Annotated in this window: 11 protein-coding genes; 9 read left to right on the top strand and 2 right to left on the bottom strand. The window is 59.7% G+C overall.

The annotated features are described in order from the left end of the window. Positions 1–121 precede the first annotated feature (121 nt). From istA to ACVWY3_RS22385, 3 genes are all read left to right on the top strand, one after another. On the top strand, positions 122–1,636 hold the full coding sequence (gene istA, locus ACVWY3_RS22395) for an IS21 family transposase (protein ID WP_456840420.1): 1,515 nt from the start codon (positions 122–124) through the stop codon (positions 1,634–1,636). Further along, positions 1,633–2,445: an IS21-like element helper ATPase IstB gene (gene istB / locus ACVWY3_RS22390; RefSeq protein WP_456840419.1), complete on the top strand. Its 813-nt coding sequence runs from the start codon at positions 1,633–1,635 to the stop codon at positions 2,443–2,445. The genes istA and istB overlap by 4 nt, the downstream gene beginning before the upstream one ends. A 129-nt stretch (positions 2,446–2,574) precedes the next feature. Continuing rightward, positions 2,575–7,689, top strand: a complete 5,115-nt coding sequence (locus ACVWY3_RS22385; RefSeq protein WP_456840418.1) for an amino acid adenylation domain-containing protein — start codon at positions 2,575–2,577, stop codon at positions 7,687–7,689. Between the two features lie 177 nt (positions 7,690–7,866). Here ACVWY3_RS22385 and ACVWY3_RS22380 read toward each other — a convergent pair whose 3' ends face one another. Then, positions 7,867–8,664: an IclR family transcriptional regulator gene (locus ACVWY3_RS22380; RefSeq protein WP_456840417.1), complete on the bottom strand. Its 798-nt coding sequence runs from the start codon at positions 8,662–8,664 to the stop codon at positions 7,867–7,869. A 203-nt stretch (positions 8,665–8,867) separates the two neighbouring features. Here ACVWY3_RS22380 and ACVWY3_RS22375 point away from each other — a divergent pair, with 203 nt between their 5' ends. The 6 genes from ACVWY3_RS22375 to ACVWY3_RS22350 all read left to right on the top strand — a co-directional run bounded on the left by ACVWY3_RS22375 (position 8,868) and on the right by ACVWY3_RS22350 (position 14,783). Continuing rightward, positions 8,868–10,028, top strand: a complete 1,161-nt coding sequence (locus tag ACVWY3_RS22375; protein WP_456840416.1) for an aminotransferase class V-fold PLP-dependent enzyme — start codon at positions 8,868–8,870, stop codon at positions 10,026–10,028. Positions 10,029–10,080: 52 nt separating this feature from the next. After that, complete coding sequence (locus ACVWY3_RS22370) at positions 10,081–10,872, top strand: amino acid ABC transporter permease (RefSeq protein ID WP_456840415.1); 792 nt, start codon at positions 10,081–10,083, stop codon at positions 10,870–10,872. After that, a complete protein-coding gene (locus tag ACVWY3_RS22365) occupies positions 10,869–11,564 on the top strand; it encodes an amino acid ABC transporter permease (RefSeq protein WP_456840414.1) in 696 nt (231 codons plus the stop codon). Before ACVWY3_RS22370 ends, ACVWY3_RS22365 begins: the two co-directional genes overlap by 4 nt. A gap of 55 nt (positions 11,565–11,619) precedes the next feature. After that, the gene (locus ACVWY3_RS22360) at positions 11,620–12,387 is read left to right on the top strand and encodes an amino acid ABC transporter ATP-binding protein (protein ID WP_456840413.1); all 768 of its coding nucleotides are present in this window, start codon (positions 11,620–11,622) and stop codon (positions 12,385–12,387) included. 29 nt (positions 12,388–12,416) lie between these two features. Beyond that, positions 12,417–13,310, top strand: coding sequence for an amino acid ABC transporter substrate-binding protein (locus tag ACVWY3_RS22355; RefSeq protein WP_456840412.1), 894 nt, complete (start codon positions 12,417–12,419; stop codon positions 13,308–13,310). 120 nt (positions 13,311–13,430) lie between these two features. Continuing rightward, positions 13,431–14,783 carry an amidohydrolase family protein gene (locus ACVWY3_RS22350; protein ID WP_456840411.1) on the top strand — a complete coding sequence of 451 codons (1,353 nt, stop codon included), beginning with the start codon at positions 13,431–13,433 and terminating at the stop codon, positions 14,781–14,783. 1,689 nt (positions 14,784–16,472) lie between these two features. Here ACVWY3_RS22350 and ACVWY3_RS22345 read toward each other — a convergent pair. Beyond that, entirely contained in the window at positions 16,473–16,928 is a 456-nt protein-coding gene (locus ACVWY3_RS22345) for an omptin family outer membrane protease (protein WP_456840410.1), read from the bottom strand. Between the last annotated feature and the right edge of the window lie 6 nt (positions 16,929–16,934).

Genomic DNA, 16,934 nt, shown 5'->3' with positions numbered 1-16,934 from the left:
GGGCGTAGCCCGACCGGAGTTGCGAGCCCGGCGTCGGCGCGATCCGCGAGGGACCGCGCCGACTGGTGATCGCGGCCGGCAGGTTATGCAAGTGGTTCTTCCGCCAAGAGGAATCACTCGCTTGCCCGGCCGACACATCACAGATCACCAAATGAGGCTCTACATGAAGTACCGTCAGACCGATAGCCCGCCAGTGGCGGCGGCCAAGGCATCATTCAGTGCGTCGACCGCTTATCGGATCGAGATAGATCCCCGACTTCCGTCGCAAAAGAAGGCTCCCCGCGGCCGGCGACGACCGGACCCGTTGAGCGAGGTGTTCGAGACCGAGATCGTCCCGATCCTGAAGTCGGCACCTGGCTTACGCCCGGTGGCGGTGTTCGAGGAGATGCTTCGACGTCATCCTGATCTCGGCACCGGTATCCGTCGTACCCTGGAACGTCGTATCCGTGCCTGGCGGGCGATCCACGGCGAGGAGCAGGAAGTCATCTTCCGCCAGATCCATGAGCCTGGCCAGCTCGGCCTCTCCGACTTCACAGACATGGGCGAGTTGGGTGTGACGATCGCGGGCGCACCGCTGGATCATCGTCTCTATCACTTCCGTTTGGCCTATTGCGGCTTCGAGCACGCCCACGTCGTGCTTGGCGGCGAGAGCTTCGTTGCCCTGGCCGAAGGCCTGCAGAATGCCCTCTGGTCGCTCGGTGGGGCGCCGCGGGAGTATCGGACCGACAGTCTGTCGGCCGCATTCTGCAATCTCGATCGCGATGCACGGGATGATCTGACGCAGCGATACGAGGCCCTTTGTGCCCATTACGGCATGCGGCCTTCCCGCAACAATCGAGGCGTCGCCCACGAGAATGGCTCGATCGAAGGGCCCCACGGTCATCTTAAGCGGGCAATCGAGGACGCCTTGCTGCTGCGCGGAACTGTCGACTTCGACGATCTTGCCACCTATCGCGGCTTTATCGACGAGATCGTCAGCCGCCGCAATGCCCGCAACGCCAAGCGGATCGATAGCGAGCGCGTGGTGTTGCAGGAGCTGCCCGATCGGCGCACCTCCGACTACGAAGAGGTGATCGTCCGCGTGACATCGTCCGGCGGCTTCACCCTGCGCAAGGTGTTCTACACGGTGCCATCACGCCTGATCGGTCACCGGCTGCGGGTGCGCCTTTACGATGATCATCTCGACGTGTTCGTCGGCGGCACCCACCTCGTCACCTTGCCGCGTGGGCGGCCGCATCCCAATGGCAAGTACGACCAGGTCGTCGATTATCGGCACGTGATCCATTCCCTGCGGCGCAAGCCGATGGCGCTTCTCAATCTGGTCTACCGAGATCGGCTGTTCCCGCGCGATGCCTATCGGAAGACCTTCGATCGCTTGCGCGAACGCTTGCCGGACAAAAAAGCCTGCCGGATCATGGTCGATCTCCTCGCGCTCGCTCATGAACGCGGCTGCGAGACCGAACTCGCCGAGCAGCTCACCGCCGACCTCGAGGCCGGCCGACTGCCCGACCTCACCCGGCTACGTGCTCACTTCGCCCCCGATCCCGCCAACCTGCCGAACGTCGTGGTGCAGCTCGTGCCGCTTGCGACCTACGAATGCCTCATCGGTACCGCCGAGACCGGAGGTGCCGCATGAGCGTAACGAACACGGTTGATGCCGCGCGCCTCAATCTGTTGCTCAATGAGCTCCGGCTGCCAGCCATCAAGGTGCTGTGGGCCCAATTTGCCGAGCAATCCGACAAGGAAGGTTGGCCGGCGGCCCGCTTCCTCGCCACCATTGCCGAGCACGAGATCGCCGAACGCGGCCGCCGGCGCACCGAACGCCATCTCGTCGAGGCCAGGCTGCCAGCCGGGAAGACCTTCGACAGCTTCGACTTCGAGGCCGTGCCGATGATCTCGAAGGCGCAGGTGATGGCGCTCGCCGCCGGTGACAGCTGGCTGGGCAAGGGCGCCAATTTGCTCCTGTTCGGGCCGCCCGGCGGCGGCAAGAGCCACCTGGCGGCAGCTCTCGGCCTGGCCCTCATCGAGAACGGATGGCGCGTCCTCTTCACCCGCACCACCGATCTCGTGCAAAAGCTCCAGCTGGCTCGCCGCGAGCTTAACCTCGAGGCCGCCATCAACCGCCTTGATCGCTTCGATCTCCTGATCCTCGATGATCTTGCCTACGTCACCAAGGACCAGGCCGAGACTAGCGTGCTGTTCGAGCTCATCAGCGCACGCTACGAGCGACGCTCGATGCTGATCACCGCCAATCAGCCGTTCGGCGAATGGAACAAGGTCTTCCCGGACCCCGCCATGACGCTCGCCGCCATCGATCGTCTCGTTCACCACGCCACCATCGTCGAGATGAACGTCGAGAGCTATCGCAGACGGACCGCGCTCGAACGAAAACGCGGTCCCGGACGGCCGCCATCGCACGCGACACCCAAAACCGTCGCTGATTGACGCTCCGCGACAATCAGAGTTCAACAAAACTCTTGCGCACGACAATCTGCGCGGCAATCATTACTTCGCCGCGACACTGACTCGCCATCCAGATTGCCGCGCCTTCCCATCCAGATCGACGCGCTACACATGCTGGTCAGCTTTTTGGATGCGCAGAGTGTTGAGCGCTGCACATCGCTGCGGCGGGTTGTATGCAGCGGCGAGGCGCTCCCTGCCGCCAGTGTGCATAGGGTTCGGCACGTATTGCCCTGGACGGATCTGCACAATCTCTACGGTCCGACTGAGGCCGCGATCGACGTGACATCCTGGAGCTGCCCGGCTGAGTTTGATAAAGCTATCGTCCCGATTGGCCGTCCGATCGCCAACACGCGGGTATACCTGCTGGACGGCCATGGCGCGCCCGTGCCGTTCGGCGCGGTGGGCGAGCTTTACATTGGCGGGGCGGGAGTGGCGCGGGGCTACCTGAACCGCCCTGAGCTGACAGCCGAGCGGTTCATCGCCAGTCCCTTTGTCGAGGGCGACCGGCTGTACCGGACCGGCGACCTGGCACGTTATCTGCCGGACGGCAATCTTGAGTTCCTGGGCCGCAACGACGATCAGGTGAAGATCCGCGGCTTCCGGATCGAACCGGGCGAGATCGTAGCAAAGCTTTGCGAGCACGCCTTCGTACGCGAGGCGGTGGTGGTGGCGCGCGAGGATGGTCGCGGCGAGCAGCGCCTCGTTGCGTATGTCGTTGCCTCTGAAGCCGAGGAATCTGATCTTGCCGGCGGTTTGCGGGCGCATGTGAGTGCAGGGCTGCCGGACTACATGGTGCCGAGTGCGTTCGTGCGGCTGCCGGCGCTTCCGCTGACGCTGAACGGCAAGCTCGATCGAAACGCGCTGCCGGCCCCTCGCGACGAGGCGTATGCGCGCCGGACCTACGCGCCGCCACAGGGCGAGATGGAGACGGTTCTGGCGCAGATCTGGGCCGAGCTGCTGGGGCTGGAGCGGGTCGGACGAGACGACAACTTCTTCGAACTGGGAGGGCACTCGCTCTTGGCGGTGCAGATGATCGAGCGTCTACGGCGGCGGTCACTGCGCATCGAGGTGCGCACCTTGTTCGTCAAGCCCGTGCTGGCGGATCTGGCTGCAAGACTGGATCGTCATTACGAGGCGGCGGTCCCGGCCAACTTGATCACCGAGCGGAGCGCGGCGATCACGCCGCAAATGTTGCCGCTGATCGAGCTCACGCAGCGCGAGATCGACCGGATCATCGCCACGGTACCCGGCGGGGTTTGCAACATCCAGGACATTTACGGCCTGTCGCCGCTGCAGGACGGCATCCTGTTCCATCATTTGCTAGCGGCAAAGGGCGATCCATACCTACTGGTGTCGCTTATGGCGTTTGCCGAGCGTGGGCTGCTCGATCGCTATCTTGCCGCGGTCCAGCGGGTGGTGGATCGGCATGACATCCTGCGTACCTCGTTTGTCTGGGAGGGGTTGTCTCGGCCAGCCCAGGTGGTGTGGCGGCAGGCGCGACTGGAGGTGATTGAGGTTCAGCTGGATGGCGCTCACGGCACTGGCGCCGAGCAGCTCAAGGAGCGGTTTGATCCACGTCGGCACCGCATCGAGCTTGGCCGCGCGCCACTGCTGCGGTTTGTGATTGCACGCGAGCCCGGTAGCGCGCGCTGGCTGCTGCTGGAGCTGCAGCATCATCTCATCGGGGATCACACGACGCGCGACGTGATGCATGCTGAGGTCCGGGCCGAGCTGGAGGAGCGTGTGCATGAGCTGACGGCGCCGCAGCCATTCCGTAATCTGGTGGCACAGGCGCATCTACGTGGTGATGCCAAGTCCGATGAAGCCTTCTTCCGGGAGCTGCTGGCCGACATCGACGAGCCGACCACGCCCTTTGGCTTGAGCGAGGTGCGCGGCGACGGTGGCGGGGTTCGAGAGGCTCATCGGATGCTGCCGCCAGCGCTCCATGCGCGGCTACGCGAACAGGCGCGGCGGCTGGGGGTGAGTCTGGCGAGCCTGTGCCATCTGGCGTGGGGACAGGTGGTGGCGCGCAGCAGCGGCCGAGAGCAGGTGGTGTTCGGCACGGTGCTGTTAGGCCGGCTGCAGGGCAGCGCTGGCGCCGACCGCGCCATGGGGCTGTTCATCAACACCCTGCCGGTGCGGCTTGATCTCGATGAGACCGCCGTCGAGGCGAGCGTTCGGATGACGCACGCCCGGCTGGCCGACCTGCTGGCACATGAGCATGCCTCGCTGGCATTGGCACAGCGCTGCAGCGCTGTTGCGGGGTCGGCGCCGCTGTTCAGCACGCTGTTGAACTACCGTCACAACATGGCGCCGGCTGTGCCCGGCTCCGGGACGGATGATGTTTTGTCGGGCATGGAATGGCTGGGCGGGGAGGAACGCACCAACTATCCGCTGACCCTGTCGGTGGAGGATTATGGCGAGGCGCTGGGCCTCACTGCGCAGGTGGCGGAGCCAGTCTCGGCGGATCGGATCTGCGGCTACATGCAGCGCGCGCTCGAGGAGCTGGCAAAAGCGCTGGAGCACGCCCCGGATACGCCGGTACGCTACCTCGACGTCCTGCCGGCCGAGGAGCGTACCTATCTGCTGGAGGACCTGAACCGGACGGCGAGGGCCTATCCGTCGGACCTGTGCGTCCATGAGCTGTTCGAGGCGCAGGTGCAAAAGGCGCCGGAGGCGGTGGCGCTAGTCTGCGATGATGAGCGGCTGAGCTATGGCGAACTCAACGCTCGGGCCAACCGCCTCGCACATCACCTGATCGAGCTTGGGGTCAAGCCGGACCAGCCGGTTGCGATCTGCCTCGAACGCAGTCCGGCGATGGTGGTTGGTGTCTTGGCGATCCTGAAGGCGGGCGGTGCCTATCTGCCGCTGGACCCAGCCTATCCCAGCCAGCGGCTGCATCAGGTTGTTGACGATGCCGCGCCGCGGCTGCTGCTTTGCGACGGCGTTGGTCGCGCAGCACTCCGCCCCGAGGTGCTGACCGATGTGACAGTCATCGATCTGGAGACGGCCACGCCCGCCTGGGCCGAACGGGCAGCTTCAAACCCCGATCGGCGCACGCTTGGCCTCACATCGGACCATCTCGCTTATGTAATCTACACCTCAGGCTCAACCGGAATCCCAAAGGGGGTCATGGTCGAGCATCAGGGGTTGGTCAATCTGCAGTCGGCTCAGGTCGGCCTCTTTGGCGCTTCTTCCAACAGCCGGGTCGTGCAGTTCGCCTCCATTTCTTTTGATGCAAGCGCTTGGGAGCTTGTTATGGCGTTTGGCTCCGGAGCCGCTTTGCACTTGCCGGCCGAACAGATCCGTCAAGCGAGTAACAAGCTATCGGATTATCTCCAAAGCGAAGCCATCACCCACGCGACATTACCCCCCGCGTTGCTTCAGACCAGCAAGGATCCGAAAGGTTTGGCTGTGCAAGTTCTCATTCTTGCCGGAGAGCTGCCGAAGCCAGAACTCATCCGAAGTCTGGCCCCAGCATCAATTGTCAATGCTTACGGCCCGACCGAAGCAACAGTCTGTGCGACGATCTGGACTTGCCCGGCTGATTTCAATGGGTCGTTGGTCCCGATCGGGCGTCCAATTGCCAACACGCGGGTGTACCTGCTGGACGGCCATGGCGCGCCCGTGCCGTTTGGCGCGGTGGGCGAGCTTTACATTGGCGGGGCGGGAGTGGCACGGGGCTACCTGAACCGCCCTGAGCTGACAGCCGAGCGGTTCATCGCCAGTCCTTTTGTCGAGGGCGATCGGCTGTACCGGACCGGCGACCTTGCACGTTATCTGCCGGACGGCAATCTTGAGTTCCTGGGCCGCAACGACGATCAGGTGAAGATCCGCGGCTACCGCATCGAGCCGGGCGAGGTCGTCGCAAAGCTTTGCGAGCACGCCTGGGTGCGCGAGGCGGTGGTGGTGGCGCGCCAGAACGGCCCCAGTGACAAGCATCTGATCGCCTATGTGGTCTGTGCGCCCGAGGCCGGTTCGGACGAGGGCGATGCAGGCGGGCTTGCGGGCGCTTTGCGCGCGCACTTGAGTGCGCGGCTGCCGGACTACATGGTGCCGAGCGCGTTCGTGCGGCTGGCGGCAATTCCGCTCACGGTCAACGGCAAGCTCGATCGCAACGCGCTGCCGGCGCCGGCCGATCAGGCCTATGCGCTGGCAGCCTATGAGGCGCCGCAAGGCGCGGTCGAGACGGCGCTGGCGCAGATCTGGGCCGAGCTCCTTGGTGTCGAGCGCATCGGGCGCAACGACCACTTCTTCGAACTGGGCGGCCACTCCCTCTTGGCCGTGCAGATGCTCAGTGGAGCATTAAATCTTGGGCTAAGTTTTAGCGCCATCGACCTTTTCCGAGCCCCTGTTCTGAAGGAGCTTGCATCGAAGATTCGTTTGCAGGTGCAGCCCAGTAACAGGGCGGTGATTCCCGTTCGATCGACCGGATCGCAGCCACCTCTCTTCTTTGTCCCCACAGGTTTTGGGGATTGTTCGTATGTCCTCAGTTTGGCAGCGGAAATGGATGCAGACTGCTCGGTCTACGCTCTGCCATGGCCCCCGTTCGATGATGTTCGTCCACCGACGCTCGAGGCGATGGCCGCGGAGGTGATTCCTGCGATTAAACAGATCCAGCCGCGTGGCCCATACCGCTTTGCTGGATACTCATCAGGTGCAATCCTGGCTTATGCAATTGCCGAGCAGTTACTGAGTGTTGATGAAGTTGTGTCATTCATGGCGTTCATCGATGTTAGTCTACCTGCGGCTTCTTCAAACGAATCGCTGAAGAATTTGGCACGAGAATTTGTTTTGGATCGTTATGGAATCTTACGCGATGCTTATCACGAGATTTTAGAACGGGACACCGAAGAATGTTCCATCTCTGAGTTGCTTGAAAAGGCGCAGCAAATAGGAGCGCTAGCTCCAGATCACGATCTTCACAGCGACATTTCGATGTATCAAAAGGTCGCGACATTTCACCGCGCGCTACAATCGTATCGCGTTCCGTCGCTCCCGATTGAAATCCACCAGTTTTATGCCAGTGAGCCTCTCATCAGTCGGTTATCAGCTGACAAACAGCTTGATCGCGACTTGCCAAAGCAGGGCTGGGACCGGATCGTGGATGCTGGGGATATTCATACTGTGCCCGTTCCAGGCGACCACGCGACAATGGTGAACCATCCAGAAAACCGCCGAGTTCTGGCTCGAGCCATTTCAACAGCCCTAGATCGCAGCTGTTGAATAGACCAAGAGAACTTTCTCCGAGGCCCCCGACCTTTTAAGGTGTCAGCGATGGCTTGCACATGGCAGTATGCGCTAGCTGACATGAGGATCGAGGAGATCGTCGATCACATCGATGGAGATACGTTCTCAGCCGATCAAGCTCTCTCCTCCCGAGCAGGCTGGCGCTGAGGATCATCAAATATCCTCGAATGTGTCGTCTTCACTGTCGGTTTGAAGGATGGTTTGTGACAGGAGCAGGGTGGCTCTTTGAAGCGGAGGAATGAAGCGATCCAGCTCTGTGAAGCTCACTCGCGCCACGGGCACCGACACGCCAAGGCAGGCGATCAGCTCTCGGTCCGGGGAAACGATGGGGACAGCGCAGCCGACGACCCCCTTGACGTATTCCTCATTGGTTTTGGCCCATCCGCGACGGCGGGTTTCCTCGAGAAGCTTCAGGAGGGTTTCGTGATCCACGATGGTGTTGTCGGTGTACCGCGTCAAAGCGAGCGAGCGGCATAGCTTCTCGCGCGCCCTCTCGGGTAACCGGCTCATGTAGATCTTGCCAGTCGAGGTGCAGTGAAGTGGAGCAGCCTCGCCGGGATTGAATTGAAGTCCCTGCGGCTGAGACACCCGTACGCTGTCGACGTAAGCGACAACATTGTCGCGCACGACGCCAATTTCGCACTGTTCGCCGATCTCGCTGGCGACTGCGCGCAGCACCGCATGTCGCCGGGCCGTGCGAAAAGCCGCGCCGATGACTTTGGCGGACAATGTGACCAACTGATTGCCCACCACGTAGCGCTTCGATCCAAGCGCCTTCTGCAGAAGGCCGCGTTCTTCCAAGTTTCCGACAAGCCGATGGGCTGTCGGAACGGGTAACGAGAGCGCCTTCGCGATCTCCGCGACCGAGGCAGCCTTTGTCTGACTAGCGACGTAACCGACAACGGCGAATGCCCGGTCGAGCGGTCCAGCCGTTCTTTCTTGCTCTTCCATGTGTCCTCCGCAGCCATTTATTATCATTTTTCGGAATAAATACTACTATAATTCGCAAAATAACTTGGACGCGCTGGCTCTTTGCTCATACCGTTGGCGCTGTCGTCTCATGACCAGAGTTTGTGCAGCGCACAGCGTGTTGGGATGGCCGCTAGGCCCGAATCCCGACCAGTGCGGGCGACGTGTCCAGGATGGAGATGGGAATGTCTCGTCATTACGACGTGGAAGCTGTGCGCAAGGAGTTCCCGGCGGCCGAACGGATGGTCTACCTCGACTCCGGTTTCCAGGCGCCGCTGGCGCGTTCTGTCATGGCAGCGATCGAGACCTTCCTCCGTGAAGGCCTGGAGACGGCCGGACCGAAAAGCGTATGGCTCGATCGGGTTGAGCAAACGCGTGCCAAAGTCGCCCGTTTCCTTGGAGTGTCGGCCGACGAAATTGCCTTCACGAAGAACACTTCGGAAAGCATGAACATCGCGGCGAATGCGTTGCCTCTGCGAGCCGGCGACAACGTTTTGATGATCCACGGTGATCACCCAAATAACGCCTATGCCTTCCTCAATCTGAAAAAGAAGGGCGTTCAAATCGACTTCCTTCCGATGACGGATGTCGTAAATGCGGAAACGTTCCTTCCCCACATCGATGAAAAGACGCGCGCGATCTCGCTGTCGCACGTCACCTTCCACGCCGGACATCGCTTCGACATCGAGAGCATCGGTGCTCTTTGCGCGGATAAGAAGCTGTATTTCGTCCTCGACGTCATGCAGGCGATCGGGATCGTTCCGATAGACGCGAAAGCCATTCAGGCAAGCTTCGTCGGCTCCGGCAGTCACAAGGGATTGCTCGTGCCTCAAGGTCTTGGATTGCTCTATTGGGATAAGAAGCTGGAGGAGTTGGAGCCTGCCTATCTTGCCGCTGCCAGCTTGGCCGAGGTTCCTGACGACCTTATCGCGCGTGCCGATCGCTTGTCACCGTCTCCGAGCGCGCGACGTTTCGAAATAGGAAACTTCAACCTTCCTGCAATTCACGCGCTCGGCGCCTCCCTCGACATGATCGAGCAGATAGGTGTGACAAACATTCAGAACCATTGTTTCGACCTGGGCGATCATCTCATCGCCCAACTGGACGAACTCGACCTCAATCTCGTCGGTCCACGTCAGCGTCAGCATCGCTCGCCTCATATCTACGTCGTTGGCTTGCCCGCGACAGAATGGATCGGCTACTTCGAGGAGAACGGCGTGCGTGTTTCCCCCGAACGCGATGGCATTCGCGTTTCGTTCGGCATGTTCAACACAGTCGACGATGTGGATCGTCTGGTGCATCTCATCCGTGAGCGGCAGTCTAAAAAGTCATTCAGGGCCGCTTAGGAATGGCATGGGAGCGGTTTGAGAAAGACGCCCGCAAATCGTGAGGTCCGCGATGTTCGGAGTTCTTCTTGAAAAGACGTTGGATGGCCAGCGGTACATCGACTGGCTTCTTTCGGGCCTTGGTTGGACGTTGGCGCTTGCCTTCTTCAGCTGGTGGATAGCGTTCGCGGTCGGTGTCGTCGTCGGCATAGGTCGAACCGTGCGGAGTTCCTTTTTCAGGGCGTTAGCGCGATTGTACGTGGAGATCTTCCGAAACATCCCCGTTCTCGTGCAGATGTTCCTCTGGTACTTCGTCCTGCCCGAGCTTCTTCCGAGTGCAATGGGCGACTGGATCAAGCAAATTCCTCCGCCCTGGGGATCCTTCTTTCCCGCTTTGTGGTGTCTGAGCCTGTACACCGCGGCGCGCATCGCGGAACAGGTTCGGGCAGGCATCGAAGCCTTGCCGAAAGGGCAAGCCGAAGCGGCTGCCGCACTTGGCCTAAGCGGATACCTGACTTATCGCTATATCATCCTGCCGCAGGCTCTGCGCCTGATCGTGCCAAGCCTGACAAGCGAGGTGATGGGCATCTACAAGAACACGTCCGTGGCTCTGACCATCGGCTTGATGGAGTTGACCGCTCAGGCGCGCCAAATCAGCGACGCTACGTTCCAAACCTTCACTGCATTCGGTGCGGCCACACTCATCTATCTTGCTTTGGCTCTGATCGCCTACCAGACGATGATGCTCATCGACAGAGCGGTGCGCATTCCAGGTACCGCACCAGGCAAGCAAGCCGTCGGGTCAGATTTTGACGATGTGGAGCTGGAAAGCTCCTTGCCTGGCAGTATGGAGGTCGTGAAATGAACAGCCTCGATTTCTCGATTGTTGCGCAGGCATGGCCCTATCTATGGTCAGGATTGCTGTTCTCGCTCTCATTGACGGCAGCCGCCTTCCTGGTTGGGATGTTTCTTGGAACGTTCTTCGCCCTTGTGCAGCATTTTGAACTCAGCATCCTGAGCCCGCTCGTCTGTAGCTACGTCGCACTGATGCGATCGATTCCGCTCATTCTCGTCCTGTTTTGGTTCTTCTTCCTGGTGCCCGTCGTTCTGGGTCAACTGTCCGGCAATGGTCGCCCGATTCCGGTCGGTGCCACCTATACCGCGTTCATTACGTTCGGCTTGTTTGAGGCCGCCTACTATTCGGAAATCATCCGCGTCGGCTTGCGTGCGGTGAACAAGGGACAATTTGAGGCCTGCCAGGCGCTCGCTTTGTCGACATTCGATGCGTATCGCCACGTCGTCCTGCCACAGGTGTTTCGGGTCGCCAGCCCCATCATCCTGAGTCAGACCATCATTCTGTTTCAGGATACGTCGCTCGTGTACGTGCTGTCCCTCACTGATCTCCTTGGTGCGGCTTCGAAGCTTGCACAGCTCAATGGTCGCCTCGTCGAGATGTACCTCGCAGCAGCCGTTGCTTATCTCATCATAAGTTCCGCCGCGTCCCAATTCGTCGCCTCACTTCGCAAGAAGTACGCGATCGCGGGCGCCCACCGATAGTCATCGATGATCTGATAGCCCGTCATTCCCTGGCGGCTTCAACCTGGAGACCAGCATGCAGCAAGAGCGCACGGTTAGCCCAGCCGACCAATTCCCGATGGTTGTCGTCGAGCACCTCGTCAAGCGATTCGGCAGCTTCAATGCCCTGAGTGATATCAATCTCAACGTTGCAAAAGGAGAAAAGATCGTACTCTGCGGGCCGTCGGGTTCGGGGAAATCGACCTTGATCCGCTGCATCAATCAGATCGAAAAGCATGATTCAGGCCGCATAGTCGTCGACGGGACCGAGCTGACAGATCGGATCGGCGATATCAACAGCGTCCGCTGCGAAGTGGGTATGGTCTTTCAAACTTTCAACCTGTTTCCACATCTCTCGGTGGTCGAAAACTGCATGTTGGCTCCGATGAAAGTCAGGGGGCTGCCCCGAGCTGAGGCGCATGGTCGGGCGATGATGTTGCTGAGGAAAGTTCGCATCCACGATCAGGCCAAGAAGTATCCCGCCCAATTGTCGGGCGGGCAGCAGCAGCGTGTTGCGATAGCTCGCGCCCTCTGCATGCAGCCCAACATCATGCTGTTCGACGAGCCGACTTCTGCTCTCGACCCGGAAATGGTCAAGGAGGTGCTCGACACCATGGTTGAGCTCGCGCAGGACGGGATGACCATGGTCTGCGTCACACACGAAATGGGTTTTGCGCGCGAAGTGGCAGATCGTGTGGTCTTCATGGATCGCGGCTCGATCGTGGAAGAGGGTGATCCCAGCACCTTCTTCCACGCTCCGAACACGGAACGGGCCAAGGCGTTCCTCAACCAGATCATTCACTAGCCGCGTCTTATCCGAACTGAGAGATCTCCATGCCCAGAATGTTTGCACTGCTCTCCGCAACTGCTATCATCATGCTTTCATTCTCCACGGCTCAGGCCGGTCCGACGCTCGACAACATCAAGTCGAAAAAGGCGATCACCATTGGCTATCGCGAAGCTTCGATCCCCTTTTCCTATCTCGGCGGCGACCAGAAGCCAGTCGGTTTTTCCCTGGACCTGTGTGCGCATATCGTCGATCGGCTGAAAGCTGATCTCAGCACTCCAGACCTTCATGTCAAGCTCACGCCGGTCAATTCGTCCAACCGCATCCCGCTGATACAGAACGGTACGGTCGATATCGAGTGCGGCGGCACTGCCAGCAGCAAGCAGCGTCTGGAACAGGTCTCATTCAGCGTTTCGACCTTCGCTAGCCAAACGGCTTGGCTCGCAAAGGTGTCGAGCGGGTTCAAGACGCCGAAAGATCTCAAGGGCAAGACTATCGTTGTCACGCAGGGGTCCGATGCGCTTGGTATCGCCAAAGGTATCTCGCAGGATGAAGGTCTCAATCTTACGATCGCGCAAGCCAAAGACCATGCTGAATCCCTGCTGCTGCTGGCCACTGGGCGGGCATCGGCGTGGGTGGAGGCGGACATTCTCTTGGCCGGTATGAAGGCGGATTATTCGAACCCCGCTGACCTAACTTTCTTAAGAGCCAATTACGGCACGATCTATTATTATGGTCTGATGTTCTCGAAGGATGACCCCGACTTCAAAAAAATGGTCGACGACGTTCTCTCCAAGCTCATGGCTTCCGGCGAGTTCGCGAAGATCTACGACAAATGGTTCATGGCTGCGATCCCACCGAAGAACATCAACCTCAACTTTCCAATGACGGACGCTCTTAAGGAGCGCGTCGCCCATCCGAGTGACGTCGTCAACAATTGATCTAATCGGAGTGCGGTCGCGAAATGCGCCGTTGGCGAAGTTAGACATACAGCATGGTTAACGCAGCGGTGATCGCGAATGCGGATGCAAGCGACCGTCCTTACCTGAAAGGAGTCCAAAATGAGTAGCGCTGCGATTGGGTGGGAGGCAATGACGGACTCCGATCGAAAGATTGCGCAGTGGGTGGAGGAAACGCCGTTTGTGGACACCCACGAACATCTGATTGAGGAAAGTCAACGCCTTGCTGGAGCGATCCATCCACGAACATTGCCATGCAACGACTGGGCTTATTTATTCAGGTCCTATACAGCCGAGGATCTGGTCGTTGCCGGCCTTCCGGCGGCCGATTTGCGCAGGTTCCTCGGGCCGGATCTTCCAAGCCTGGAAAAATATCGGTTGATTGCCCCTTATTGGGAGCGCATCCGCCACACCGGCTACGCCCAGGCCCTGCGCCATACGTTTCGCGGCGTTTACGGTGAAGATGATTTGACGGCCGAGAGCCTGCCGCGCATCGCTGAGAAATACCGAGAAACGGTTCAGCCCGGGTTTTATGCCCGCATTTTTGGCCTGGCGAACATCGAGGGCTGCCATGTCAATTCGCTACAGCGCATTTTTATGGAGACCGAACAGCCAGGGCTACTCGATCACGATATAAGCATCCTTCAACTGTGCCGGTGTAGCGCTGCTGATTTTGCGTGGGTGGAGGCTGAGACAGGCAGGCGACCCGCGACGCTCGATGAGTGGCTCGACGTCATCGACTTCTACTTCGCAACATACGGTCCCAAAGCTGTCGCCGTAAAATCGCAGATTGCCTATTCGCGCGCTCTCAATTTCGAGCCGGTCACCAAGGCGCATGCGTCAAGGCTATTTCCTCATCACGCCGACAGAGTCGGCGCATTACACGCCCTCGGTCCCGAGGACCTCAAAGCGCTACAAGATTATCTGTTCCGCTATTGTGTCGACAAGGCTGGCGAGTGCGGCCTGCCGGTCAAACTGCACACCGGCGTTTTGGCCGGCCATGGCGTGATGCAACTCGGCCGTACCCACAGCAATGCCGCAGACGTATGCCGTCTGTTGCAAGACTTTCCTGAAACCCGTTTTGTTCTCATGCATATTGGCTATCCATACGAACACGAGTTTATCGCGCTCGCCAAACATTACCCGAATGCCGCGATCGACATGTGCTGGGCGTGGATTATCAATCCGGTGGCGGGCGTTCGCTTTCTGAAGGAGTTTCTGATGGCGGTTCCGTCAAACAAGATCTTCACCTTTGGCGGCGACTATGTCGCTGTCGAGCCAATTTACGGCCATGCGTTTGTAGCGCGTCGTGGAATCGCGATAACACTCTCGCAATTGGTTGCCGAAGGGTGGGTTGCGCTTGAAGAGACTCGTGGTCTGATAGAGAGGATCATGCGCGCGAACGCTCAACAGTTCTTTCGTAAATCACATCGAGAGCACGCAATACATCCCTGAACGGTGCACAAGCACGATCATTTCGCCGGGGGAAGCTTGGAAAATCGTCGCGTCAGCGGGAGAGCCTGACTCGCTTTGGTCTACGGGTCTCCGCATCAGGTAAGCGAATGAACCCGCGGCTACTCGAGTGGGCTATTCGAGCCGAAAGGCTAAGCCTCATCAGCGTTGCCAAGCGCATTAGCGGATCGACCCGCGGGCGCGTCGACGCCATGCTAGTCCAAGCGGGCGCCGGGCGCCACATGTCTAAGGGCACTGGCCCGAGTCGCGAAAACCGAATTGCACCTGTACTAGCCAAGTCGAGAGTTAATTCTCCGCCACCTCGGTAGAGATTTGGCTCAAGCCGTCAAACTTCTCGACAATCGCCGACCCGCTGCCCGGGACGATTCGTGGCGCCGATCTACGACCAGGGGACGTACGAAATATCGTCTCCAGATCGTGGCGCATGGCAAGACGGACTGTGATGAACTCGTCCGGGAGTTTAGGTTTGTCAACTGCTAAAGGTCCGTGTGCACGAGGTGTGACCAGGATATAGAACATGGGAGATACGATATGACGGGCATTGGCCGAGCTGGCATATCCCACGTTGGGGCTGCAGGATTTGGCAGTTCGAGCCTGGAGCCCGGGCTTGTCCGAGAGGAACGCAGTCAATCCTCCGACGCCGTCGTTGAGGCGATGCGCTCCGCCTCAAGATAGAGCCGCGGCGCTTACCAACCCGCCACCGACTTCGGATGTGGGGGCGCCAACGGGGGACGAAATCAACGCAGCAAAGCGAAAATTGGGGAGCCGCCTTGAGGACCTTGAAACTTGTCGTCGAGCGGCCAGGCACGCCCGGGACTTGCCCGAGGCGCAAGAGCTGATCGACCAGTTCGTCAGGGCAGGCTCAGCAGTGCTGGACTAGTACGCCGATCTGCACCCAAACTTGGCGCGTCGCATTCTGCCCGACGATGGGGCCCGCCGGCTTAGCTCATCCCGGACTTTCGGATCATCTCAATGCCGCGCCCGTAGAGTTTGCTGGAGCGCGCAACGTCAGGGCCTTCTCGCGCGTCGCGGTGGGCTACAGCAAGCAGTTCCGCAGTGCAGCTTCTCATTTCCGATCCAACCTAAAACGTTGCGGCGTTTTGGGGACGCTTGCATTGAAACTATTGTTCAAGAAGTGAAAGCGCTGACACTTACTTCTATTCTCATGAGACGATCGAAGGAGGTTGGAAAATCCTCAAGGAAGGCCCGGGGGTGGATGAAATCGTGTCGGCACTGAGGCTTTCGGGGGCCGAAGGGACTCGAGAGGCGTGGGGCTCGCACCGGCTGGCACTCATTCCTTGCAACCAACGCTGAGCTCTGCTCCGAGGTGCTTCACCATCATTGCCCGCGACGTCGGGTCGCTGTTTGGCGCCGACGTCGCTGCTTACGAGCAGGCCTGGATGGCTCGAGAAGTAGTCTCGAGCTGGCCAAGATCAAGTCTTTGAATCGAATCTGTATGAGGCCTGAAAGAACGTACCCCAGCGCTCCATGCTGTACTTCGCAAATGAGGGCGAGTGCTTGATGCAGCCGTTACCGCAGTGCATGGACCCGGCGTCCTCTTTGGTCCACATGGCCCAATAGCGGCCACCAACGCCAATGCTAATGTTGTCGGTGAGGAAGTAGGACAGCACGCCTTCAAGCTGGACTCCGCCGCCACCACTGCCGCTTTGTTCAGCAAAAGGTGGTCTTTGGGCGCAGGAGGTGATTGTCCCGGCCGATGAAATCGGTCCAGGGCAGGTAAGCGATATCAGCGTTCAGGCGCCAACGCTCGGTCAGCATGGTTTCGGCGCTCAGGCCGATCCGGGGCGCATTCCATTGCGTATCCTCGCTACCAACAATCCTGTTGTCACCCGGGTTAAGACATCGATTCCGCGGATTAGCGAACTCAACGCAACCGGTCGAGTCCGAGCTCTGGCCGTAGTAGGTCCAGCCTAGAAATCCACCGACCTTGTAGTTCGTGCCGCGCAGGAAATCGTATCCGAGATCGGCCGTGTAATATGTGAACTTTCCGTTTGCCTCATCTGAAAGGGTGTTCTGGTAGGACCGTCCCTCGTCGGGCAACCAGTCTTCATCATTCGACTTCCCTTTGTTGAACTGCCCAAGGCCAATATTGCTCTTCAGGAACACTCCCCA

This window comes from Bradyrhizobium sp. USDA 4486 (assembly GCF_054057995.1).
Note: the sequence above shows the minus strand (reverse complement) of the source record. Positions and strands in the feature narration are given on the sequence as shown.

Coding starts and splice junctions, on each gene's coding strand:
- istB (WP_456840419.1), top strand. CDS start 1,633: ATGAGCGTAACGAACACGGTTGATGCCGCGCGCCTCAATCTGTTGCTC.
- ACVWY3_RS22385 (WP_456840418.1), top strand. CDS start 2,575: ATGCTGGTCAGCTTTTTGGATGCGCAGAGTGTTGAGCGCTGCACATCG.
- ACVWY3_RS22380 (WP_456840417.1), bottom strand. CDS start 8,664: ATGGAAGAGCAAGAAAGAACGGCTGGACCGCTCGACCGGGCATTCGCC.
- ACVWY3_RS22375 (WP_456840416.1), top strand. CDS start 8,868: ATGTCTCGTCATTACGACGTGGAAGCTGTGCGCAAGGAGTTCCCGGCG.
- ACVWY3_RS22370 (WP_456840415.1), top strand. CDS start 10,081: ATGTTCGGAGTTCTTCTTGAAAAGACGTTGGATGGCCAGCGGTACATC.
- ACVWY3_RS22365 (WP_456840414.1), top strand. CDS start 10,869: ATGAACAGCCTCGATTTCTCGATTGTTGCGCAGGCATGGCCCTATCTA.
- ACVWY3_RS22360 (WP_456840413.1), top strand. CDS start 11,620: ATGCAGCAAGAGCGCACGGTTAGCCCAGCCGACCAATTCCCGATGGTT.
- ACVWY3_RS22355 (WP_456840412.1), top strand. CDS start 12,417: ATGCCCAGAATGTTTGCACTGCTCTCCGCAACTGCTATCATCATGCTT.
- ACVWY3_RS22350 (WP_456840411.1), top strand. CDS start 13,431: ATGAGTAGCGCTGCGATTGGGTGGGAGGCAATGACGGACTCCGATCGA.